This window comes from Pseudomonas sp. 2,4-D, from assembly GCF_030418155.1.
Lineage (GTDB): Bacteria > Pseudomonadota > Gammaproteobacteria > Pseudomonadales > Pseudomonadaceae > Aquipseudomonas > Aquipseudomonas alloputida.
This window is the reverse complement of sequence record NZ_JAUHUI010000001.1, coordinates 203,580-224,581: the sequence shown is the minus strand read 5'-3', so window position 1 is coordinate 224,581 and position 21,002 is coordinate 203,580. Positions and strand designations below refer to the sequence as shown.

At 62.2% G+C, this 21,002-nt stretch carries 19 protein-coding genes; 7 read left to right on the top strand and 12 right to left on the bottom strand.

Annotated features, from left to right (window positions below; translation table 11 throughout):
* Window position 1 precedes the first annotated feature (1 nt).
* Both recG and QYE47_RS01085 read left to right on the top strand, forming a co-directional pair.
* Entirely contained in the window at window positions 2-2,080 is a 2,079-nt protein-coding gene (recG, locus tag QYE47_RS01090; RefSeq protein WP_014592862.1) for an ATP-dependent DNA helicase RecG, read from the top strand.
* A gap of 77 nt (window positions 2,081-2,157) precedes the next feature.
* A complete protein-coding gene (locus QYE47_RS01085; RefSeq protein WP_014592863.1) occupies window positions 2,158-3,561 on the top strand; it encodes an aminoacyl-tRNA deacylase and HDOD domain-containing protein in 1,404 nt (467 codons plus the stop codon).
* Window positions 3,562-3,690: 129 nt separating this feature from the next.
* Here QYE47_RS01085 and QYE47_RS01080 read toward each other — a convergent pair whose 3' ends face one another.
* From QYE47_RS01080 to QYE47_RS01065, 4 genes are all read right to left on the bottom strand, one after another.
* Window positions 3,691-4,065, bottom strand: coding sequence for a helicase (locus tag QYE47_RS01080; RefSeq protein ID WP_010955807.1), 375 nt, complete (start codon window positions 4,063-4,065; stop codon window positions 3,691-3,693).
* Between the two features lie 148 nt (window positions 4,066-4,213).
* A complete protein-coding gene (locus tag QYE47_RS01075) occupies window positions 4,214-4,513 on the bottom strand; it encodes an HU family DNA-binding protein (RefSeq protein ID WP_003253355.1) in 300 nt (99 codons plus the stop codon).
* Between the two features lie 187 nt (window positions 4,514-4,700).
* On the bottom strand, window positions 4,701-5,849 hold the full coding sequence (locus tag QYE47_RS01070; RefSeq protein WP_014592864.1) for an NAD(P)/FAD-dependent oxidoreductase: 1,149 nt from the start codon (window positions 5,847-5,849) through the stop codon (window positions 4,701-4,703).
* Between the two features lie 16 nt (window positions 5,850-5,865).
* Window positions 5,866-6,033: a rubredoxin gene (locus tag QYE47_RS01065; protein ID WP_003253349.1), complete on the bottom strand. Its 168-nt coding sequence runs from the start codon at window positions 6,031-6,033 to the stop codon at window positions 5,866-5,868.
* 224 nt (window positions 6,034-6,257) lie between these two features.
* Here QYE47_RS01065 and QYE47_RS01060 point away from each other — a divergent pair, with 224 nt between their 5' ends.
* Complete coding sequence (locus QYE47_RS01060) at window positions 6,258-6,815, top strand: chorismate lyase (protein WP_012054112.1); 558 nt, start codon at window positions 6,258-6,260, stop codon at window positions 6,813-6,815.
* Window positions 6,815-7,705 (top strand): 4-hydroxybenzoate octaprenyltransferase, encoded by an 891-nt coding sequence (ubiA, locus tag QYE47_RS01055; RefSeq protein ID WP_014592865.1) that lies wholly within the window; start codon window positions 6,815-6,817, stop codon window positions 7,703-7,705. Before QYE47_RS01060 ends, ubiA begins: the two co-directional genes overlap by 1 nt.
* 33 nt (window positions 7,706-7,738) lie before the next feature.
* Here ubiA and QYE47_RS01050 read toward each other — a convergent pair whose 3' ends face one another.
* Window positions 7,739-8,110, bottom strand: coding sequence for a hypothetical protein (locus QYE47_RS01050; protein ID WP_019439066.1), 372 nt, complete (start codon window positions 8,108-8,110; stop codon window positions 7,739-7,741).
* A 173-nt stretch (window positions 8,111-8,283) separates the two neighbouring features.
* Here QYE47_RS01050 and phoB point away from each other — a divergent pair, with 173 nt between their 5' ends.
* From phoB to QYE47_RS01035, 3 genes are all read left to right on the top strand, one after another.
* Window positions 8,284-8,973, top strand: coding sequence for a phosphate regulon transcriptional regulator PhoB (phoB, locus tag QYE47_RS01045; protein ID WP_003253341.1), 690 nt, complete (start codon window positions 8,284-8,286; stop codon window positions 8,971-8,973).
* 48 nt (window positions 8,974-9,021) lie between these two features.
* Window positions 9,022-10,329, top strand: coding sequence for a phosphate regulon sensor histidine kinase PhoR (gene phoR, locus QYE47_RS01040; protein ID WP_014592867.1), 1,308 nt, complete (start codon window positions 9,022-9,024; stop codon window positions 10,327-10,329).
* A 173-nt stretch (window positions 10,330-10,502) separates the two neighbouring features.
* Complete coding sequence (locus tag QYE47_RS01035) at window positions 10,503-11,843, top strand: hemolysin family protein (RefSeq protein ID WP_014592868.1); 1,341 nt, start codon at window positions 10,503-10,505, stop codon at window positions 11,841-11,843.
* Window positions 11,844-11,855: 12 nt separating this feature from the next.
* Here QYE47_RS01035 and QYE47_RS01030 read toward each other — a convergent pair whose 3' ends face one another.
* From QYE47_RS01030 to QYE47_RS01000, 7 genes are all read right to left on the bottom strand, one after another.
* Window positions 11,856-12,752, bottom strand: coding sequence for a peptidoglycan DD-metalloendopeptidase family protein (locus QYE47_RS01030; RefSeq protein WP_014592869.1), 897 nt, complete (start codon window positions 12,750-12,752; stop codon window positions 11,856-11,858).
* 146 nt (window positions 12,753-12,898) lie between these two features.
* Entirely contained in the window at window positions 12,899-13,789 is an 891-nt protein-coding gene (locus tag QYE47_RS01025) for a response regulator (RefSeq protein WP_014592870.1), read from the bottom strand.
* A 163-nt stretch (window positions 13,790-13,952) separates the two neighbouring features.
* Window positions 13,953-14,723 (bottom strand): phosphate signaling complex protein PhoU, encoded by a 771-nt coding sequence (gene phoU / locus QYE47_RS01020; protein ID WP_003253329.1) that lies wholly within the window; start codon window positions 14,721-14,723, stop codon window positions 13,953-13,955.
* 101 nt (window positions 14,724-14,824) lie between these two features.
* The gene (gene pstB, locus QYE47_RS01015; protein ID WP_014592871.1) at window positions 14,825-15,658 is read right to left on the bottom strand and encodes a phosphate ABC transporter ATP-binding protein PstB; all 834 of its coding nucleotides are present in this window, start codon (window positions 15,656-15,658) and stop codon (window positions 14,825-14,827) included.
* Window positions 15,659-15,730: 72 nt separating this feature from the next.
* Complete coding sequence (gene pstA, locus QYE47_RS01010) at window positions 15,731-17,347, bottom strand: phosphate ABC transporter permease PstA (protein ID WP_172830966.1); 1,617 nt, start codon at window positions 17,345-17,347, stop codon at window positions 15,731-15,733.
* 71 nt (window positions 17,348-17,418) lie between these two features.
* Complete coding sequence (locus tag QYE47_RS01005; RefSeq protein ID WP_014592872.1) at window positions 17,419-19,707, bottom strand: ABC transporter permease subunit; 2,289 nt, start codon at window positions 19,705-19,707, stop codon at window positions 17,419-17,421.
* 134 nt (window positions 19,708-19,841) lie between these two features.
* Window positions 19,842-20,843 carry a phosphate ABC transporter substrate-binding protein PstS gene (locus tag QYE47_RS01000; RefSeq protein ID WP_014592873.1) on the bottom strand — a complete coding sequence of 334 codons (1,002 nt, stop codon included), beginning with the start codon at window positions 20,841-20,843 and terminating at the stop codon, window positions 19,842-19,844.
* Window positions 20,844-21,002 lie beyond the last annotated feature (159 nt).

Genomic DNA, 21,002 nt, shown 5'->3' with positions numbered 1-21,002 from the left:
CATGAGTGAGCTGTCGAAGGTCCCGGTCACAGTACTGAAAGGTGTGGGCGAGGCGATGGCGGAGAAACTCGCCAAGGTCGGGCTGGAAAACCTGCAGGACATGTTGTTCCACCTGCCCCTGCGCTACCAGGACCGTACGCGCGTGGTGCCAATCGGCCAGCTGCGTCCCGGCCAGGATGCGGTTATCGAGGGCGTGGTCAGTGGTGCCGATGTGACCATGGGCAAGCGCCGCAGCCTGGTGGTGCGCCTGGGCGACGGCAGCGGTGTGCTGACATTGCGCTTCTACCACTTCAGCAACGCGCAGAAGGAGGGCCTGAAGCGGGGCACCCACCTGCGCTGCTACGGAGAAGCCCGCCCCGGCGCTTCGGGCCTGGAAATCTACCACCCGGAGTACCGTGCGCTGAACGGCAACGAGCCACCACCGCCGGTGGAGCAGACCCTGACGCCAATTTATCCGTCCACCGAGGGCCTTACCCAGCAACGCCTGCGCCTGTTGTGCCAGCAGAGCCTTGCGCTGCTTGGCCCGCGTAGCCTGCCCGACTGGCTGCCTGACGAACTTGCCCGGGACTACCAGCTGGCACCCTTGGACGAAGCCATCCGCTACCTGCACAACCCGCCGGCCGACGCTGACCTCGACGAGCTCGCCGAAGGCCAGCACTGGGCTCAACACCGCCTGGCCTTCGAAGAGTTGCTGACCCATCAGCTGTCGCAGCAACGCCTGCGCGAAAGCCTGCGCAGCCTGCGTGCGCCGGTACTGCCCAGGGCCACGCGCCTGCAGGCGCAATACCTGGCTAACCTGGGCTTCCAGCCGACCGGCGCGCAGCAGCGGGTAGCCAACGAAATTGCCTACGACCTTAGCCAGCACGAACCGATGATGCGCCTGGTGCAGGGCGACGTGGGTGCCGGCAAGACCGTGGTCGCTGCACTGGCGGCTTTGCAGGCGCTGGAGGCGGGCTACCAAGTGGCATTGATGGCACCCACCGAGATCCTCGCCGAGCAGCACTACATTACCTTCAAGCGCTGGCTGGAACCGCTGGGCATTGAAGTCGCCTGGCTAGCCGGCAAACTCAAGGGCAAGGCCCGGGCCGCCTCCCTGGAGCAGATCGCCAACGGCGCACCTATGGTGGTCGGCACCCACGCGCTGTTCCAGGAAGAGGTAAGGTTCAAGCACCTGGCCCTTGCGATCATCGATGAACAGCACAGGTTCGGCGTGCAGCAGCGCCTGGCCCTGCGCAAGAAGGGCGTGGCCGGCGAGCTGTGCCCGCACCAGCTGATCATGACCGCCACGCCTATTCCACGCACCCTGGCCATGAGCGCCTACGCCGACCTGGACACCTCGGTGCTCGACGAATTGCCGCCAGGGCGTACGCCGGTGAACACCGTGCTGGTGGCCGACAGCCGCCGCTTCGAAGTGGTCGAGCGGGTACGCGCCGCCTGCGCCGAGGGGCGCCAGGCCTATTGGGTATGCACGCTGATCGAAGAGTCCGAAGAACTCACCTGCCAGGCCGCCGAAAGCACCTATGAGGAGCTTGGCAGTGCGCTGGGTGAACTGAAGGTGGGGTTGATCCATGGGCGCATGAAACCGGCAGAAAAAGCCGAGATCATGGCCGAGTTCAAGGCTGGCAACCTGCAGCTTCTGGTCGCCACCACGGTCATCGAGGTGGGCGTGGACGTGCCCAACGCCAGCCTGATGATCATCGAGAACCCCGAGCGCCTGGGCCTTGCACAGTTGCACCAGCTGCGCGGCAGGGTTGGCCGGGGCAGCGCCGTGAGCCATTGCGTGCTGCTGTACCACCCGCCGCTGTCGCAGATCGGCCGCGAGCGCTTGGGGATCATGCGCGAGACCAACGACGGCTTCATCATCGCCGAGAAAGACCTTGAACTGCGTGGCCCGGGCGAGATGCTCGGCACCCGCCAGACCGGCCTACTGCAATTCAAGGTCGCCGACCTGATGCGCGACGCCGACCTGCTGCCGGCCGTGCGCGACGCGGCCCAGGCCCTGGTATCACGCTGGCCGGAACACGTCAGCCCGCTGCTGGACCGCTGGCTGCGGCACGGCCAACAATATGGCCAAGTGTGACGCCAGTCCCAGAATGGATCCAGATTTGCTCGCAGGCTGGTTATACTTCGCGTTTAAAGAAACAGTGGATACGGACCATGACTGAAGTTGCCCTGGACACCGCAACCCCACACGCCCCCTCCGTCATCAGGCTGCTGCTCGACAAGCTCGGCGTGCCCTACCGCCAGGTGGTCGAACACTCGCACCTGCCTGCGGCTTCGCGGGTGCAGGCTGTCCTTCTCGACGACGAGGTCGGCGCCCTCATGGTGCTGTTCCCGCAGAACCACCTGCTGGACCTCAACCGCCTGGCCGAGCTGACCGGGCGCAAGCTGACCGCCGTGTCGGTGCCGCGCCTGAAGCAGATGCTCGACAAGCACCACCTCAAGGCCCTGCCGGGCATCCCGGCGCTGACCAGCTCGCCATGTCAGTACGAAAAGAGCCTGCTCGACGCTGAAACTGTCTTTATCCAGTCAGGCGAAGCCGGCCTGTTGCTGGAAATCGAACGCGCGCACTTCAAGCGCATGCTGGCCAAGGCCAGCGCCAGCAGCTTCGGCCAGCAAGTCGAAGCGATCAGCCCCAATCTCGACCGCCCCGATGACGACACCCGGGAAATCACCGATGCGGTCCAGGCCTTCACTGCCCGACGCATTCAGAAACGCCTGGAAGAAACCATCGAAATTCCACCGCTCGCCGACACCGCGCAGAAGATCATCAAGCTGCGGGTAGATCCCAACGCCAGCATCGACGACATCACCGGCGTGGTCGAAACCGACCCGGCGCTGGCGGCACAGGTGGTGAGCTGGGCTGCATCGCCCTACTATGGTTCGCCGGGCAAGATCCGCTCGGTGGAAGACGCCATCGTGCGTGTGCTGGGTTTCGACCTGGTGATCAACCTGGCCCTGGGCCTGGCACTGGGCAAGACCTTGAGCCTACCCAAAGACCAACCGCAGCAGGCCACGCCCTACTGGCAACAATCGATCTACACCGCCGCGATCATCGAAGGCCTGACCCGCGCCATGCCTCGTGCAGAACGCCCCGAGGCCGGGCTGACCTACCTGGCCGGGCTACTGCACAACTTCGGCTACCTGCTGCTCGCGCACGTGTTCCCGCCGCATTTCTCGCTGATTTGCCGCCACCTTGAGGTCAACCCGCATTTGAACCACACCTATGTGGAGCAACACTTGCTGGGCATCAGCCGCGAACAGATCGGTGCCTGGCTGATGAAGCTGTGGGACATGCCAGAAGAGCTGTCGACTGCCTTGCGCTTTCAGCACGATCCGGCCTACGACGGCGAATATTTCGCGTTCCCCAACTTGGTGTGCCTGGCCACCCGCCTGCTGCGCTCGCGAGGTATAGGCTCAGGGCCACAGGAAGAGATTCCTGACGAGCTGTTGGAACGCCTGAGCATTACCCGGGACAAGGCTGAGGATGTGGTGAACAAGGTGCTCGAAGCCGAGAACCTGTTGCGTGAGCTGGCTTCGCAGTTCCACGCACCGCATTAAGCATTAACACATAGCCTGTGGGAGCGGGCATGCCCGCGAACACCGGCTAAGCCGGTGCCATGCACCGCGTCGCTTGTCTCGCGGGCACGCCCGATCCCACAGGTAAAGCATCGGCATCCCCGTTGGGCTTCAGCCTTTCTTCTTCGGTTTCAGGTATTTCATCAACCCCTGGAACCACATCACCAGCGCCGGGTTGCCCTTGATCTGGATGTGCTTGTCCTGAATCCCTTGCATGAACGCCAGCTGCTTGTTACCCGCCTGCATGGTGGCGAAGCCATAGGCGGCGTCCTTGAAGGCAATGGCGAATGCCGGCTGTGGGTGCGCGCCGCCCTTGCTGCTGATGCGTTCGTTGTTGACGATGAAGTGCCGGGCAACCTTGCCGTCCAGGGTCTGCATCTGGAACACCAGGTCCTTGCCCTTGAGCTGCTGCTGGAATGCGGGGTTATTACGGCTGGCCCTGGCCATCAACAGCCCCATGGCCCAGAGAAGAAAGCGGAACTTCATCAACGCGCCTCGAATGAAAAGTGACTAAGGCGCGCAGTTTATCCTTTTCCAGAACTATTTATGCAAGTTCGAAACATTTTACCTGCAGAAAGCACAACGGGCGCCTTGGGGCGCCCGCTTGGCCGACACTGGGGTTGTCAGGGAGCGATCACTTGCCTTTCTTGGCTGGCTTGGCGGGGGCGTTAACGCTGTCACGCAGGTTCTTGCCAGGCTTGAAGGCTACGGTATTGCTGGCCTTGATCTTGACCGGTTCCCCAGTTTGCGGGTTCTTGCCGGTACGCGCGCCGCGATGACGTTTTTCGAAGGTGCCGAAACCGACCAGGGTCACGGTGTCCTTGTCCAGGGCACCGGTGATGCTGTCGAGAATCGCGTTCAAAACCTGATTGGCCTTTTCCTTGGTCAGATCAGCCTTATCGGCGATGACGGCGGCGAGTTCTGGTTTGCGCATAGTGAAGCCTCTTTGACGGAATTCTTGTTGTTATGCCGTGCTGCCTCTGGGAGCAGCGCTCAAGGCACCGCAGGCTCTAATCTGCGGCAGACGGGAGTGAGAATGGCACGAGCTCAGGGGCCGCGCCAGTATCTGGGCGGCCATTGTGCAGGCAACAACAGGATAAATCCGACAGAACGCGCGCTATTTACGCCATAACCGGTGGCAACTGACGATTCAGCGCCAGCTTCTCCATCACCGCCGCTCCGGTCAGGGCGTAGCCCAGCAGCTTGCCGTCGGCATCAAGGCAGAGCACCTTGAGGTCACTGCCCTGCCCCTCTACCTGCCAGATGCCTTCGCAACCCTGTGGCGCTGGCGAAACCACCACCGGACAGGCCGGGGTTTTCACGGTGATAGGCATCGGTCCGTAGGAAACTGCCGTCGGCTTACCGGCCAGGGTTTGCGCCAGCGCCCGGGCACAGCTCATCAGCGGCATCACGTACAGCAGGTTGATGCCATCGACTTCGGCACAGTCGCCAAGGGCGAAGATGTTGGCGTGTGAAGTACGTAGCTCGCGGTCTACGCTTACGCCGCGGTTGGTCTGCAGGCCGGCCGCGGCAGCCAGGTCGGAACGTGGGCGCAGGCCGATGGCCGAAACCACCAGGTCGCAGGCGATCACGCTGCCGTCCGACAGGTGCGCCTCCAGGCCTTGGGTCACCTGCTGCAGGCGGGTCAGCACCGGCCCCAAGTGAAAGCGTACTCCCAGCCCCTCCAGCCCACCCTGTACAGCCGCCGCAGCGGCCGGGTGCAGCAGGGTCGGCATGACCTGTTCGCACGGCGCCACAACGTCGACCTTGAAACCGCCCAGGCTCATGTCATTTGCGAATTCGCAGCCGATCAGGCCGGCGCCGAGGATCAGGACACGCTGCTTGCCCGCGGCGGCAGCACGGAAGCGCGCGTAGTCCTCCAGATCGTTGATCGGGAATACCAGATGGCTGCCATCACCCTTGATCGGCACTTGCACGGTCTGCGCCCCCCAGGCCAGCACCAGGTCGCGGTATTCCACGGCTTCTTCGCCGATCCACAGCCGCTTGTGGCCCGGGTCGATGCCGCTGATGCGGGTATGGGTACGGATCTCGGCGTTCAACTGCTCTGCCATGGCGCCCGGCTCTGCCATGCACAGGTCGTCGGCGTCCTTCTGCTTGGCAAAGCCCATGGAAAGCATCGGCTTGGAGTACGAACGACCATCGTCGGCGGTGATCAGCAACAGCGGCGCCTGCGCATCGAGCTTGCGAAATTCACGGGCCAGGTTGTAGCCCGCAAGGCCGGTACCGATGATTACCACAGGAGACGTCATGTCGTGCCTTCCTCGATTAACCGATGGAGATCATTTCAAAATCGCTTTTGCCGACACCGCAGTCGGGGCACAGCCAGTCTTCAGGCACATCCTCCCAACGGGTGCCGGGGGCGATGCCGTCGTCGGGCCAGCCTTCGGCTTCGTCGTAGATCAGGCCACAGACAATACATTGCCACTTTTTCATCAGGTCTATTTCCTCGGTTCAGCTGGGGCTTGTGTTGCTGCTGATGGCCTCTTCGCGGGCAAGCCCGCTGCTACAGTGACCGCGCAGGCCTGGCGGGCTTGCCCGCGAACAGGGCCAGCTTGCAATGCGTGGAGGCTTTGTAGCGGCCCTGCCGGCAGTATGCAAGCAGTTGGGGCAATCATGCTAAGCTCGCCGCCTCTCTGGCTGTAACAAAGCATACCGACGTGTCGTACGAATCCCCGCAAGCAGCCGCTGTCGCGTGGCTGCCGTATTCACAGCTGGCGACCGACATCGACCAGCCCACCCTTGACTGGCTGTTCGACGAGGGCTCGCTGACCCGCCGCCTGACCCGTCTGTCCATCGATCACTTTTCCGTCACCCCGTTGTTCGAGGGCTGGCAGCCGTTGCGCGATGACGAATGCCAAGCGCTGGGCATCGCTGCTGGCGCCGAAGGCTGGGTGCGCGAAGTGTACCTGCGCGGCCATGGCCAACCTTGGGTGTTCGCCCGCAGCGTGGCCAGCCGCAGCGCCCTGGAACGTGGCGGTCTGGACCTGGAATCCTTGGGCAGCCGCTCGCTGGGCGAGCTGCTGTTCTGCGACCAGGCGTTCATCCGTCATCCGCTCGAAGTGTGTACTTACCCACAGGCTTGGCTGCCGTCCGAAGCTGCACATGCGGCGCTTTGGGGCCGCCGCTCGCGCTTCGAGCGCAACGGCCTGGACCTGCTGGTGGCAGAAGTGTTTCTGCCGGCATTGTGGCAAGCGGCCAAGGAGGAAAACCGCTGATGTACCTGCAACTGCTCAAGTCGCTCAACCGCCTGCATCCACGGGCCTGGGACTTCGTCCAGCTCAGCCGCATGGACCGGCCGATAGGCATCTACCTGCTGTTGTGGCCGACCCTGTCGGCAGTGTGGATTGCTGGCAATGGGTCACCCACCCTGGCCAACGTGCTCATCTTCGGCCTTGGTGTGGTGCTGATGCGCGCGGCCGGCTGCTGCATCAACGACTTTGCCGACCGCAAGGTTGACGGCCACGTCAAGCGGACCGCAGACCGCCCCTTGGCCAGCGGCCGGGTGAAGCCACGCGAGGCGCTGACACTGTTCGCGATTCTGGTCGGCGTGAGTTTCCTGCTGGTGCTGTGCACCAACAGCCGCACCGTCTGGCTGTCGTTCGGGGCGGTGGCCTTGGCGTTCTGCTACCCGTTCATGAAGCGCTACACCTACTACCCGCAGGTGGTGCTGGGGGCGGCGTATTCGTGGGGCATTCCCATGGCTTTCACAGCCGCTGGCGGTGAATTGCCGGCCGGCGCCTGGCTGCTGTACATCGCCAACCTGCTGTGGACGGTAGGCTACGACACCTACTACGCCATGGTCGACCGCGATGACGACCTGAAGATTGGCGTGAAGTCCACAGCGATCCTGTTCGGCGACGCTGATCGCAGCATCATCCTGACCCTGCAGTTGCTGTCGCTGGGCTGCCTGTTGCTGGCCGGTAGCCGCTTCGACCTGGGTGGCTGGTTCCACCTTGGGTTGCTGGGTGCGGCGGCTTGCTTTGCCTGGGAGTACTGGTCAACGCGCAAGCTGGACCGGGAATCGTGCTTCAAGGCATTTCTGCACAACCACTGGGCGGGGATGCTGGTATTTATCGGAGTTGTGCTGGATTACGCGTTGCGCTGAGTAGTTTGGGGCCGCACAGCGGCCCCGGCTACCTCAAGGCTTGGCAACGTGCCAGACGTCTTTCATGCCGTCACCGGTCATGTCACCGGCCTTCTTGTCCTTGATGAAGGTATACAGCGGCTTGCCGTCGTAAGCCCACTGCATCGAACCGTCGTCACGCGTTACATGGGTCCATTTATCCTTCGGTGCTTCGTCTTCCTTCTTGACCATCAACGGTGGCCAGTTCTTGGCGCACTCGCCATTGCACATCGACTTGCCAACCGCATCCTTGTCAAAGGTGTACAGGGTCATGCCGGCATGATCGACCCACATGCCATCCTTCTCCATGGCATGGTGGGCCAACGCCACCCCCGGGAGCGCCAACGCAGTGAAAAGGGCCATCCAGCTCAGCGTATGTCGTGTCATTGGATTCACCATTGTTGCGGGGGGAAATGAGTTCGGGTTGCCATCAAAGCGGCCCTCTGTAGCCTAGTTCAGTCACGGAATGTCGCCAGAACGGCCAACACCCTGTCACACAGCTGCAATAATTCCGTTATCTAATGCGGGCCAAGACACCGAATCCAGGAGAGGTTTTGAGCATGGTAGGCAGGAACATTCTGATCGTCGACGACGAAGCGCCCATTCGCGAGATGATCGCCGTTGCCCTGGAAATGGCCGGCTATGACTGCCTGGAAGCGGAAAACTCCCAACAGGCCCACGCGATCATCGTCGACCGCAAACCGGACCTGATCCTGCTCGACTGGATGCTGCCGGGCACCTCCGGCATCGAGCTGGCCCGCCGCCTGAAGCGCGACGAGCTGACCGGTGATATTCCGATCATCATGCTCACCGCCAAGGGTGAAGAAGACAACAAGATCCAGGGCCTGGAAGTGGGCGCCGACGACTACATCACCAAACCGTTCTCGCCGCGTGAACTGGTAGCGCGACTGAAAGCCGTGCTGCGCCGCACTGGCCCGAGCGACAGCGAGGCGCCAATCGAGGTCGGCGGCCTGCTGCTCGACCCGATCAGCCACCGTGTGACCATCGACGGCAAGCCGGCCGAGATGGGCCCTACCGAATACCGCCTGCTGCAGTTTTTCATGACCCACCAGGAGCGCGCCTATACCCGCGGCCAACTGCTGGATCAGGTGTGGGGCGGCAACGTCTATGTCGAGGAACGTACCGTCGACGTGCACATCCGTCGCCTGCGCAAGGCGCTGGGTGAAGCTTACGAGAATCTGGTACAAACCGTCCGGGGCACTGGCTACCGTTTCTCGACCAAGAGCTGATCGAGTTCCCGAGCGCCAAGCTGCACGTCGTTGTACAAGGACCGTCAATTGAACCAGAACTGGCACGCAACCCTGATTCGCCATCTGCTGTTGCTGCTTACCGTCTGCCTGATCGGCGGGCTGGTCAGCGGCTACTACGGCTGGAGCCTGGCCATTGGCCTGGCGCTCTATCTGGGCTGGACCCTCAAGCAACTGCTGCGCTTGCACGACTGGCTGCGCAATCACCAACCCGACGAAGCACCGCCCGATGGCTACGGCCTGTGGGGCGAGGTATTCGATAGCATCTACCACCTGCAACGCCGCGACCAGCGCGTACGGGGCCGCCTGCAGGCAGTGATCGACCGGGTGCAGGAGTCCACCGCTGCTCTGCGTGACGCGGTGATCATGCTCGACAGCGACGGCAACCTGGAATGGTGGAACCGCGCCGCCGAGACCCTGCTGGGCTTCAAGACCCCACAGGACGGCGGCCAGCAAGTGACGAATCTGGTGCGCCACCCGCTCTTCAAAGAGTACTTCGAGGCAGAAAACTACCTCGAGCCGCTGGAAATCCCTTCGCCGATCAATGACCGCATGCGTGTGCAGTTGCACATCACCCGCTACGGCAATAATGAACACCTGATGCTAGTGCGCGATGTCACTCGCATTCACCAGCTGGAACAGATGCGCAAGGACTTCGTCGCCAACGTGTCCCACGAGCTGCGCACGCCGCTGACGGTAATCACCGGCTACCTGGAAACCCTACTGGACAACGTCGAGGACGTGAACCCCCGGTGGAGCCGCGCCCTGCAGCAGATGAGCCAGCAAGGCTCGCGCATGCAAACCCTGCTCAACGATTTGTTGCTGCTGGCCAAACTGGAAGCCACCGATTACCCATCGGACAACCAGCCGGTGGCAGTCGATGCCCTGCTCGCCGCCATCAAGAACGACGCCCAGGCCCTTTCCGGGCCGCGCAACCAGCGCATCAGCCTGGAAGCTGCGCCTGGCGTCAAGCTGAAGGGCAGCGAGTCAGAACTGCGCAGTGCCTTTTCCAATCTGGTGTTCAATGCGGTCAAGTACACCCAGGACGAAGGCAACATCCGCATCCGCTGGTGGGCCGATGCCCAGGGCGCACACCTGTCGGTGCAGGACTCGGGGGTGGGCATCGATGCCAAGCACTTGCCACGCCTGACCGAGCGGTTCTACCGGGTAGACTCCAGCCGTGCATCGAATACCGGCGGTACCGGGCTGGGGCTGGCAATCGTCAAGCATGTGCTGATGCGCCACCGCGGCAAGCTGGAAATCAGCAGTGTACCGGGGCATGGCAGCACCTTTACCTGTCACTTTCCGCCAGCACAATTGGCCAACGAAAAGGCTTGAGATTGGGGCTGCGGCGCAGCCCTTCGCGGGCATGCCGGCTGCCACTGGGCCCGCAATGAGTCGCCTGCCCTTTGCTTTTACAGCCCCAGCCGCTACATTGGATCCCCTGTGCCAGCAAAAGCTGGCACTTTTTTTCTCCCTATCTCAAAGACGGACCCCGTAAAAACTCCATCATGGACCCTTCCTCTGGTATTAGCCTCACCTCGCTATTCGCCGACTTCGGCATGATCATCTTTGCCTTACTGCTGGTGCTGCTCAACGGCTTCTTCGTTGCCGCAGAGTTCGCCATGGTCAAACTGCGCGCCACCCGCGTAGAGGCCATCGCCGAAAAGCACGGCTGGCGTGGCAACATCCTGCGCAAGGTTCACAACCAGCTCGACGCCTACCTGTCGGCCTGCCAGTTGGGCATCACCCTCGCCTCGCTGGGCCTGGGCTGGGTGGGTGAGCCCGCCTTCGCCCACCTGCTGGAACCATTGCTGGCCTATTTCGGTGTGGACAGCGCCGAGCTGGTCAAGGCGATCTCGTTCTTCGTCGCCTTCTTCGTCATCTCGTACCTGCACATCGTGGTCGGCGAGCTGGCCCCCAAGTCCTGGGCTATCCGCAAGCCAGAGCTGCTGTCGCTATGGACCGCCGTGCCGCTTTACCTGTTCTACTGGGCGATGTACCCGGCCATCTACCTGCTCAATGCCAGCGCCAATACCATCCTGCGCATTGCCGGCCAGGGCGAGCCTGGCCCGCACCATGAGCACCACTACAGCCGCGAAGAACTCAAGCTGATCCTGCACTCCAGCCGTGGTCAGGACCCAAGCGACCAAGGCATGCGCGTGCTGGCATCGGCCGTGGAAATGGGCGAGCTGGAAGTGGTCGACTGGGCCAACTCGCGTGAGGACATGATCAGCATCGACGCCCATGCGCCTCTGAAGCAGATCCTGGCCCTGGTGCGCCGCCACAAGTTCAGCCGCTACCCGGTGTACGACGCCGAGCGCGAAGAATTCACCGGCCTGCTGCACATCAAGGACCTGCTGCTGGAGCTGGCTGAGCTGGAGCACTTGCCAGAGACCATTGACCTGGAGGACCTTGCCCGGCCACTCGAACGCGTGTCGCGGCACATGCCGCTGGCCCAGTTGCTGGAGCAGTTCCGTAAGGGCGGCGCGCACTTCGTGCTGGTAGAGGAAGCCGATGGCAAGGTGATCGGCTACCTGACCATGGAAGACGTGCTGGAAGTGCTGGTGGGCGACATCCAGGACGAGCACCGCAAGACCGAGCGTGGCATTCTCGCCTACCAGCCGGGCAAGTTGCTGGTGCGCGGCGACACCCCACTGTTCAAGGTCGAACGCCTGCTGGGTATAGACCTTGACCACATCGAGGCCGAAACCCTGGCGGGGTTGATCTACGAGACGCTCAAGCGCGTGCCGGAAGAGGAGGAAGTGCTGGAGGTCGAAGGGTTGCGAATCATCATCAAGAAGATGAAAGGGCCCAAGATCGTACTGGCCAAGGTGCTGAAGCTGGATTGATGGCCCAATCGGTCAGGGGTTGCCGGCAGTGAAGTCCGGCATCCCGCTGATCGGCCTGTCGAAGCGGTAAGGTATCGATTCCAGCGCCAACCCCACATTGCGCTGCACCACAAAATGCAGGTGCGGCCCAGTGCTGTTGCCGGTATTGCCCGACTTGGCCAGCATCTGGCCCTGCCGTACCCGTTGCCCCTCCGCCACCACCACCGAACCACGCATCAGGTGAAGGTATACGCCCATGGTGCCATCCGGGTGCAAAAGCCTGACAAAGTTACCCGAGGGGTCGGGGCCGCGCCCGCTCTGGCTGTTCTGCGTCTTCACCACCACCCCTTCCCGCGCGGCGATGATGGGCGTGCCCTCGGGCATGGCGATATCCATGGCATAGCGCCCTTTGGGTCCAAAATGGCTGACGCGGCCATTGGGGCCCTGAGTGACGCGGAACGGCCCGCCAATCCACGGGAACGCATAGCGGAAGCCCTGGGGCCGTTTGCCCGGGTCACCCATGGCCTGCAGCAGGGTCGAACGGTAGTTCAGCAGCAGCCCGGGCCGCCCCCTGAGCACACTGAGCATCTGCGTGGTGCGCGGCGGCAGCAGCCGGCGCACGATACGCGGGGCATCGCCGCCTTGTGCGTTGACCAGGTTGTCCAGCCGCAACTCTACCTCTACCGGCACATGCAGCTCGTTTCGTGCCGAAAAGCTCACGCCACCGTCGAAGGTTTTCGCGTTCAGCAGTACCTGGCCTTCGAGCGTTTCGACCATGGGCTCGAGCAACCCCAAGGGCTTGGCGCCGGGGCCAGGGCGATCGGAATAGGAGATGACACCGGAATCGTCGGTGATCTTGTAGAGTGTCACGCCCTGGCTCGACGCTGAGGCCATGAGCAATGCACAGAACAGCAGCAGGCGCGCGGGCATGATAGTGGCTTTTTGACAGTGATGATCTGTCGAAGCCTAGCAGCGGGTTTTACGGTAGGTATTGCAGTTGGTCGGATGGGGCAACTCGGGCTTGGGCAGAAGCAGCCTTGTGCTGCTCCTGCCCAAAGCATGGCGCGGGGCCGGGGTCAGGCACCGGGGGTGAAGTGCTTCTGCGCTGTGCCGCGGGCAATCAACCGAGACAAGTAGTCGAGCTTCTGGGCATCCTGGTCGACAAACTTGAACGTCAACTGCAACCAGTCACTGTCAGGTTTTGGCTCCAGCGCCGCGACAGCATGCAGGTAGCCGTTCAGGCGAGCGACTTCGGCACTTTCGCCCTGCTCCAGGTCCAGCACCGCACCTTCCAGCACCTGTGGTAGCGCTTCGTTGCGGCGTACCACCAGCAGTGCCTCTTTCAGGCTCAACGCCTTGATCACGCATGGCTGCATGCCACTGGCCAGGCGCAGCTGGCCTTGGCCACGGCCGCTCGGCGCGGGGGCGGCAGGTGCGGGCGCCGCGACCAAAGGCTTGACCGGTGCCGGTGTCGGCGCCGCCACCTTGACCGCTTCAGGCTTGCCCGCAGTCAGCGCGTTCAACGAATCGTTGGCAAACGCCGGGTTGGCTCGCGCCGGGCCGATGGCCATCAGGCTGTCGAGCTTACCGATCTTGGTCAGGGCTTTTTTTACCTTGGTCAGCAGTTGCTCGTTGGTGAACGGCTTGCCTACAAAATCGGAAACACCCGCCTGGATCGCCTGAATGACATTTTCCTTGTCGCCACGGCTGGTCACCATGATGAACTGCAGGTTCTTCAGTGCAGGCTGCTGACGGCACCAGGTCAGCAATTCCAAGCCAGACATTTCCGGCATTTCCCAGTCGCACAGGACCAGGTCGAACGCTTCTTTGCCGAGCATGGCCATGGCCTTGCGACCGTTGATCGCGTCGTCGATGGCCATACCCGGGAAGGCATTACGCAGACACTTGCGGACCAGATCACGGATAAACGGGGCGTCATCCACGACCAGCACATTCACTTTACTCATCGATACTCCTTATGAATCCCGACTAGCCTACTGCCAAATGATGGCCACTTGCTACAACCTGGTCACGCCGGGACTTCTTCACATCGTTCGCGGGTGCCTGCCGGCTCTCGACCGCAAACGAAAACGCCCGGCCAAGGCCGGGCGTCGATGCTCGGGAGCAACCTTACTTATCGTCAGATTCACCCGGAACATTAGCCTTTTCGCCGTTGGCGACAGCAGTACCCTGCACTTCTGCCGTCATGCGCTTGAGGCCCATGTGGCGCACGTCGGTGCCGCGCACCAGGTAGATCACCAGTTCGGAGATGTTGCGCGCATGGTCGCCAATACGCTCCAGCGAGCGCAGCACCCAGATCACGCTCAGCACCCGAGAGATAGAGCGCGGGTCTTCCATCATGTAGGTCACCAGCTCACGCAGCGCGGTCTTGTATTCGCGGTCGATGGTCTTGTCGTACTGGGCCACCGACAGCGCCAGGTCGGCGTCGAAGCGGGCAAAGGCGTCCAGCGCATCCCGGACCATGTTGCGCACCTGGTCGCCAATGTGGCGCACCTCGACATAACCACGCGGCGACTCGCCCTCTTCGCACAGCTGGATGGCGCGGCGGGCGATCTTGGTCGACTCGTCACCGATGCGTTCCAGGTCGATCACCGACTTGGAAATGCTGATGATCAGGCGCAGGTCCGAGGCCGCTGGCTGGCGGCGGGCGAGGATGCGCAAGCACTCCTCGTCGATATTGCGCTCCATCTGGTTGATCTGCTCGTCAACCTCGCGCACCTGCTGGGCCAGACCAGAGTCGGCTTCGATCAGCGCGGTAACCGCGTCGTTGACCTGCTTTTCCACCAACCCGCCCATGGCCAGCAGGTGGCTGCGCACCTCTTCGAGCTCGGCGTTGAACTGCTGGGAAATGTGATGGGTAAGGCTTTCTTTGTTGATCATCGTTTTGTCCTTTGGTAGCGCGGCCCTGTAGGAGCGGGTTCACCCGCGAACACCGGCAACGCCGGTGCCAGACACCGAGGTGCCTGTTTCGCGAGCGGCGCTTAGCCGTAGCGACCGGTGATGTAGTCTTCCGTCTGCTTCTTCGCCGGGTTGGTGAACAGGGTATCGGTATCACCGAATTCGACCAGTTTGCCCATGTACATGAACGCGGTGTAATCCGAAACACGCGCCGCTTGCTGCATGTTGTGGGTCACGATGACGATGGTGTACTTGGATTTCAATTCATAGATCAGTTCTTCGACCTTCAAGGTCGAGATCGGGTCCAGCGCCGAGCACGGTTCGTCAAGCAGCAGCACCTCCGGCTCCACGGCAATGGTGCGGGCGATGACCAGACGCTGCTGCTGGCCACCGGACAGGCCCAGCGCCGACTCGTGCAGGCGGTCCTTTACCTCTTCCCACAAGGCCGCGCCCTTCAACGCCCACTCGACAGCTTCATCAAGCACGCGCTTCTTGTTGATGCCCTGGATGCGCAGGCCGTAGACCACGTTCTCGTAGATGGTCTTGGGGAACGGGTTCGGCTTCTGGAACACCATGCCCACACGCCGGCGCAGTTCGGCAACGTCTTCGCCCTTGCGATAGATGTTGTTGCCGTACAGGTTGATGGCACCTTCCACACGGCAACCGTCAACCAGGTCGTTCATCCGGTTGAAGGTGCGCAGCAGGGTCGACTTGCCGCAGCCGGATGGGCCGATGAAGGCGGTCACACGCTGCTTCGGGATGTTCATCTGCACGTCGAACAGCGCTTGCTTGTCGCCATAGAACAGGCTCAGGCCCGGCACTTCGATGGCCACGGTTTCTTCAGCCATCCGCAGGCTCTGCTTGTTGCGGCCCAGGGCAGACATGTCGATGCCATGGGTGTGGGAATCTTGCTGCATGGTCAACTCCATACGCTATCAAGTCGTTTCAAAGGGCCGCCCGGCTTACGGGCGGCACGCTTGCAATCAGGGTCAGCCGTCCAGCGCCTTGTACTTCTCGCGCAGGTGGTTGCGAATCCACACGGCAGAGAGGTTGAGGGTCGCGATCACCAGCACCAGCAGCAGCGCAGTGGCATAAACCAGCGGCCGCGCAGCTTCGACGTTCGGGCTCTGGAAGCCGACGTCATAGATGTGGAAGCCCAGGTGCATGATCTTCTGGTCCAGGTGCAGGTACGGGTAGTTTCCATCCACCGGCAGCGACGGCGCCAGCTTCACCACACCTACCAGCATCAGCGGCGCCACTTCGCCGGCGGCACGGGCCACGGCGAGGATCATGCCGGTCATCATGGCCGGGCTGGCCATGGGCAGGACGATTTTCCACAGGGTCTCGGCCTTGGTTGCACCCAACGCCAGCGAGCCTTCACGCACGGTGCGCGGGATTCGCGCCAGGCCTTCTTCGGTGGCCACGATCACCACCGGTACCGCCAGCAATGCCAGGGTCAGCGATGCCCACAGCAGGCCCGGGGTACCCAGGGTCGGCGCCGGCAGCGCTTCGGGGAAGAACAGGCGGTCGATCGAGCCGCCCAGCACATAGACGAAGAAGCCCAGACCGAACACACCGTAGACGATCGCAGGAACACCGGCCAGGTTGTTCACCGCAATACGGATAAGCCGGGTGACCGGGCCCTGCCTGGCGTATTCACGCAAGTACACGGCAGCCAGCACGCCAAACGGGGTAACGATCACGGCCATGATCAGGGTCATCATCACGGTACCGAAGATGGCCGGGAAGATACCGCCCTCGGTGTTGGCTTCACGCGGGTCGTCGCTGAGGAACTCCCAGACCTTGCCGAAGTAGGTGCCCAACTTGGTGAACGCCGACATGCCGTTCGGCTGAACGGCATGCACCACCTTGCTCAGGTTGATTTCCACTTCACGGCCGTTGCCATCCCGGGCCACCAGGCTGTCGCGGGAGAAAGCCTGGTGCAGGCCTGTCAGGCGGTCTTCGATAGCCTTGTAGCGGCTGTTCAGTTCGGCACGGTCGGCGTCCATGTCGGCTTGGGCGGCGGCGTCCAGCTTGCCGTCCAGCTCCAGCTTGCGCGCTTGCAGGCGCAGGCGCTCAAGGCCATGGTTGATGGCACCGATGTCCTTTTTCTCCAGCTGCTGCAGCTCGCTGTTGAGCTGGTTGGCACGCTTGAGGCGGGCCTGCAGTTCGTTCCAGGCAGCGGGGCCTTCGGCAACCACGCGGCCTTGTTCCTTGACGCTGACCAGGTAGCCATAGAAGTTGCCCCACTCGCGGCGCTCAAGGGCCATCAGGTCAGCGGGGCGCTGTTCGTCGACCAGCCAGTCGCCGACCACCCAGGTAAAGTCGCTGCCATTGAGGTCGCGGTTACCCACCTTGATCAGCTCGCGGGTCATGAACTCCGGCCCCTGGTCAGGCACTGGCAGGCCAGCCCCCTTCAGACGAGCACGGGGTACTTCCTCCTTCTGCACCACTTCGCCAATGACGACGTGATCGGCCTGGCCTGGCACCTTGTAGGTGGCCTGGACAAGATCGGCTGGCCAGAAGTGGCCCAGGCCGCGCACGGCGATCACCGCCAGCAGGCCGACGGTCATGATCACGGCCATGGCCACCGCACCGCCGCTCATCCAGACGCCTGGGGCGCCGCTCTTGAACCAGCCTTTGAGGGAATCCTTTTTCACGGATCGCTACCTTTCTATCAAAGCGACGAGTATTTCTTGCGCAGACGCTGGCGAATCAGCTCGGCCAAGGTATTCATGATGAAGGTGAACATCAGCAGCACCAGGGCGGCCAGAAACAGCACGCGATAGTGGCTGCCACCGACTTCCGATTCCGGCATTTCCACAGCCACGTTGGCTGCCAGGGTGCGCATGCCTTCGAACAGGTTCATCTCCATCACCGGCGTGTTGCCGGTAGCCATCAGCACGATCATGGTCTCGCCTACCGCACGGCCCATGCCGATCATCAACGCCGAGAAGATGCCCGGGCTGGCGGTGAGGATGACCACGCGGGTCAGGGTCTGCCAAGGTGTCGCCCCCAGTGCCAGCGAGCCCAGGGTCAGACTGCGCGGCACACTGAACACGGCATCTTCGGCAATCGAGTAGATGTTCGGGATGACCGCGAAGCCCATGGCGATACCGACTACCAGGGCGTTGCGCTGGTCGTAGGTGATACCTAAATCGTTGGTGATCCACAGGCGCATGTCGCCGTCGAAGAACCAGCTTTCCAGGTGCGGGCTCATGGTCAGGGCGAACCAGCCGGTGAACAGGATGACCGGAATCAGGATCGCCGCTTCCCAACCATCCGGTACACGCAGGCGGATCGACTCCGGCAGCCGGCTCCAGAAGAAGCCGGCCAGCAGGATACCGATCGGCATCAGCAGGAACAGGCTGAACACACCGGGCAGGTGGCCTTCCAGGTACGGGGCCAGGAACAGGCCGGCGAAGAAGCCGAGGATCACCGTCGGCATCGCTTCCATCAGCTCGATCACCGGCTTGACCTTGCGGCGCATGCGCGGGGCCATGAAGTAGGCGGTGTAGATGGCTGCGGCAATGGCCAGCGGGGCGGCCAGGATCATGGCGTAGAACGCGGCCTTCAGGGTTCCGAAGGTCAGCGGCGACAGGCTCAGTTTGGGCTCGAAGTCAGTGTTCGACGCGGTCGATTGCCAGACGTATTTCGGCTCGTCGTAGTTCTCGTACCACACCTTGCCCCACAGCGCGCTGAACGAAATTTCCGGGTGCGGGTTGCGCAGGCTCAACGGCAACAACTTGCCGCCTTCTTCGATGATGATGCGGTTGGCGCGTGGAGACAGGGCCAGCGTGCCAGGGCCTTCGGCAGCCGGCTCTACCAGCAGGGTTCGGTGTGCAGTGCTGTGGAATACGCCCAGTTTGCCTTCGGCGTCCAGGGCGATGAAGCCCTTGCGGCGCTCTTCGGCGTCGATCTGCACGATCGGCGCATTGCCCATCTGGAAGGTACGAATTTGCTTGAAGCGCGATTCGCCATCCGGGTCACGGGCCATGAACCACTGGGCCAGCCCACCCTTGGAATCACCGATGATCAGCGAAATGCCGCCAACCAGCTGGGCCGTGGCAGTAATTTCGGTGTCGGCGCTATCAGACAACTTGTAACGGCCGTTGAGGCTCTTGTCGCGCAGGCTGAACACGTCGGCCGTGGCGCGGCCGTTGATCACGTACAGCCAATGCTGGCGCGGGTCGATGAAGATATTCTTCACCGTCTCGGTCATTTGCGGCAGTTCGATGCGGTTCTGCTCGGTGGTGACCTCTTCGGTCATCATGTTTTCCGTGCGGGTCAGCTCGACCACCTGCAGGTGAGCACCGGTAGAGCCGGCCAGCAGCAGGGTGTCGCCATTGACGTTGACGCTGACGTGGTCCAGCGCACGCCCCCGCTCGTCGAGCACGAACGATTGCTCGCCATACGGGTAGTCGATGCCAGGGCTGATGGTTTTCTTGTTGTCCGGGTAGGTGATCTTGTAGGTGTGCTGGAAAACCAGCGCCTGACCATTGGACAGGCCCAGCACCACCAGCGCGCTGCCCGGCTGGTCAGTACTGATGGACGTGACCTGGGTGTCTGCCGGCACGGGTAGCTCGACACGCTTGAGCTCGTTACCGGTCTTGGTATCGAAGAACAATGCCTGGCCCTTGTCCGAAACACGCATCCCCACCTGATTCTGCTCTTCAAGCGCGATCATCAGTGGCTTGCCGGCATCCTGCTGCAGCCAGGTCGGCTCCAGGGCTTTCTTGCTGGTCAGCTCGGCGCCCTGGAACAGTGGCAACACCACATAAGCCAGGTAGAAGAAGATCAACGTGATTGCCGCCAATACGGCAAGCCCGCCTACCAGCACATACCAGCGGGTCAGGCGGTCCTTGAGCGCGCGCATGCGGCGCTTGCGTTGCAACTCGGGCGTATTGAAATCAATGCGCACGGGCTGGGAGTTTTGGGTCATGTTGGAATTGGCCAGATCATTCATGCGCACACCCTAGCGGTCCCGTGTGACAAAAACATTACAAAGTGGTGACGCGCGAAAGCCCGCCGCACAGGGAACCTGGCTTCGGACTGGAATTTCGTGGAAGAGGCCGGGCAGTGGCGCCGGCCCCTTCTTAATTACTTACTTTTTGCAACGTTACCGGCGTGCGACAGGCCCAGGTCAGCCAGGGTCTTGTCGACGACTTTGGCCGGCAGCGGGATGTAGCCATCCTTCACCACCACCTGCTGGCCCGCTTGCGACAGCACCAGCTTGACGAACTCGGCTTCCAGCGGGGCCAGAGGCTTGTTCGGCGCCTTGTTGACGTAGACGTACAGGAAGCGCGACAGCGGGTAGGTGCCATTCAGGGCGTTGGCTTCGTTGTCTTCAACAAACTCGCCGCCGTCTTTCTTGGCCAGGGGTACGGTCTTGACGCTGGCGGTCTTGTAACCAATTCCCGAGTAGCCGATGCCGTTCAGCGAGGAGCTGATCGACTGCACGACCGAAGCCGAGCCAGGCTGTTCGTTGACGTTAGGCTTGAAGTCGCCTTTGCACAGGGCTTCTTCCTTGAAGTAGCCGTAGGTGCCCGATACCGAGTTGCGGCCGAACAGCTGGATTGGCTTGTTGGCCAGGTCGCCGGTCACACCGATGTCACCCCAGGTCTTGATCTCAGCCTTGCCACCGCACAGGCGAGTGGAGGAGAAGATGGCGTCAACCTGAGCCATGGTCAGGCCCTTGATCGGGTTGTCCTTGTGCACGAACACAGCCAGGGCGTCGACGGCGACCGGGATGGCGGTCGGCTTGTAGCCGTACTTCTGCTCGAAGGCTTGCAGTTCGACGTCCTTCATCTTGCGGCTCATCGGGCCGAGGTTGGCGGTGCCTTCGGTCAGCGCGGGTGGCGCGGTAGAGGAGCCGGCAGCCTGGATCTGGATGTTTACGTTCGGATATTCCTTCTTGTAGGCCTCGGCCCACAGAGTCATGAGGTTCGCGAGGGTGTCGGAACCAACGCTGGAGAGGTTGCCCGAAACACCAGTGGTCTTGGTGTAGGTCGGGATCGCAGGATCGACAGCGGCTACCGCGTTGGCGGTTGCAACGCCAGCGGCGGCAAAGGTAAGGGCCGCCATCAAACGCTTCAGTTTCATGCCTTGCTCCTAGCAGGAATATTGGGGTGTTGGATGGAACGGGCCCAAGTATCGGCAGGCCGCATGAATACGATATGACTTCATTGTGACAATTGGATGAAAGGCCATCACTGGAAGCAGGTCTGGCCTCTTCACGGCTAAAGCCGCTCCTACGGGTTT

Excerpts from the sequence above, each read along its gene's own strand:
- recG (WP_014592862.1), top strand. The coding sequence starts at position 2 with ATGAGTGAGCTGTCGAAGGTCCCGGTCACAGTACTGAAAGGTGTGGGC.
- QYE47_RS01085 (WP_014592863.1), top strand. The coding sequence starts at position 2,158 with ATGACTGAAGTTGCCCTGGACACCGCAACCCCACACGCCCCCTCCGTC.
- QYE47_RS01080 (WP_010955807.1), bottom strand. The coding sequence starts at position 4,065 with ATGAAGTTCCGCTTTCTTCTCTGGGCCATGGGGCTGTTGATGGCCAGG.
- QYE47_RS01075 (WP_003253355.1), bottom strand. The coding sequence starts at position 4,513 with ATGCGCAAACCAGAACTCGCCGCCGTCATCGCCGATAAGGCTGATCTG.
- QYE47_RS01070 (WP_014592864.1), bottom strand. The coding sequence starts at position 5,849 with ATGACGTCTCCTGTGGTAATCATCGGTACCGGCCTTGCGGGCTACAAC.
- QYE47_RS01065 (WP_003253349.1), bottom strand. The coding sequence starts at position 6,033 with ATGAAAAAGTGGCAATGTATTGTCTGTGGCCTGATCTACGACGAAGCC.
- ubiA (WP_014592865.1), top strand. The coding sequence starts at position 6,815 with ATGTACCTGCAACTGCTCAAGTCGCTCAACCGCCTGCATCCACGGGCC.
- QYE47_RS01050 (WP_019439066.1), bottom strand. The coding sequence starts at position 8,110 with ATGACACGACATACGCTGAGCTGGATGGCCCTTTTCACTGCGTTGGCG.
- phoB (WP_003253341.1), top strand. The coding sequence starts at position 8,284 with ATGGTAGGCAGGAACATTCTGATCGTCGACGACGAAGCGCCCATTCGC.
- QYE47_RS01035 (WP_014592868.1), top strand. The coding sequence starts at position 10,503 with ATGGACCCTTCCTCTGGTATTAGCCTCACCTCGCTATTCGCCGACTTC.
- QYE47_RS01030 (WP_014592869.1), bottom strand. The coding sequence starts at position 12,752 with ATGCCCGCGCGCCTGCTGCTGTTCTGTGCATTGCTCATGGCCTCAGCG.
- QYE47_RS01025 (WP_014592870.1), bottom strand. The coding sequence starts at position 13,789 with ATGAGTAAAGTGAATGTGCTGGTCGTGGATGACGCCCCGTTTATCCGT.
- phoU (WP_003253329.1), bottom strand. The coding sequence starts at position 14,723 with ATGATCAACAAAGAAAGCCTTACCCATCACATTTCCCAGCAGTTCAAC.
- pstB (WP_014592871.1), bottom strand. The coding sequence starts at position 15,658 with ATGCAGCAAGATTCCCACACCCATGGCATCGACATGTCTGCCCTGGGC.
- pstA (WP_172830966.1), bottom strand. The coding sequence starts at position 17,347 with ATGAGCGGCGGTGCGGTGGCCATGGCCGTGATCATGACCGTCGGCCTG.
- QYE47_RS01005 (WP_014592872.1), bottom strand. The coding sequence starts at position 19,707 with ATGAATGATCTGGCCAATTCCAACATGACCCAAAACTCCCAGCCCGTG.
- QYE47_RS01000 (WP_014592873.1), bottom strand. The coding sequence starts at position 20,843 with ATGAAACTGAAGCGTTTGATGGCGGCCCTTACCTTTGCCGCCGCTGGC.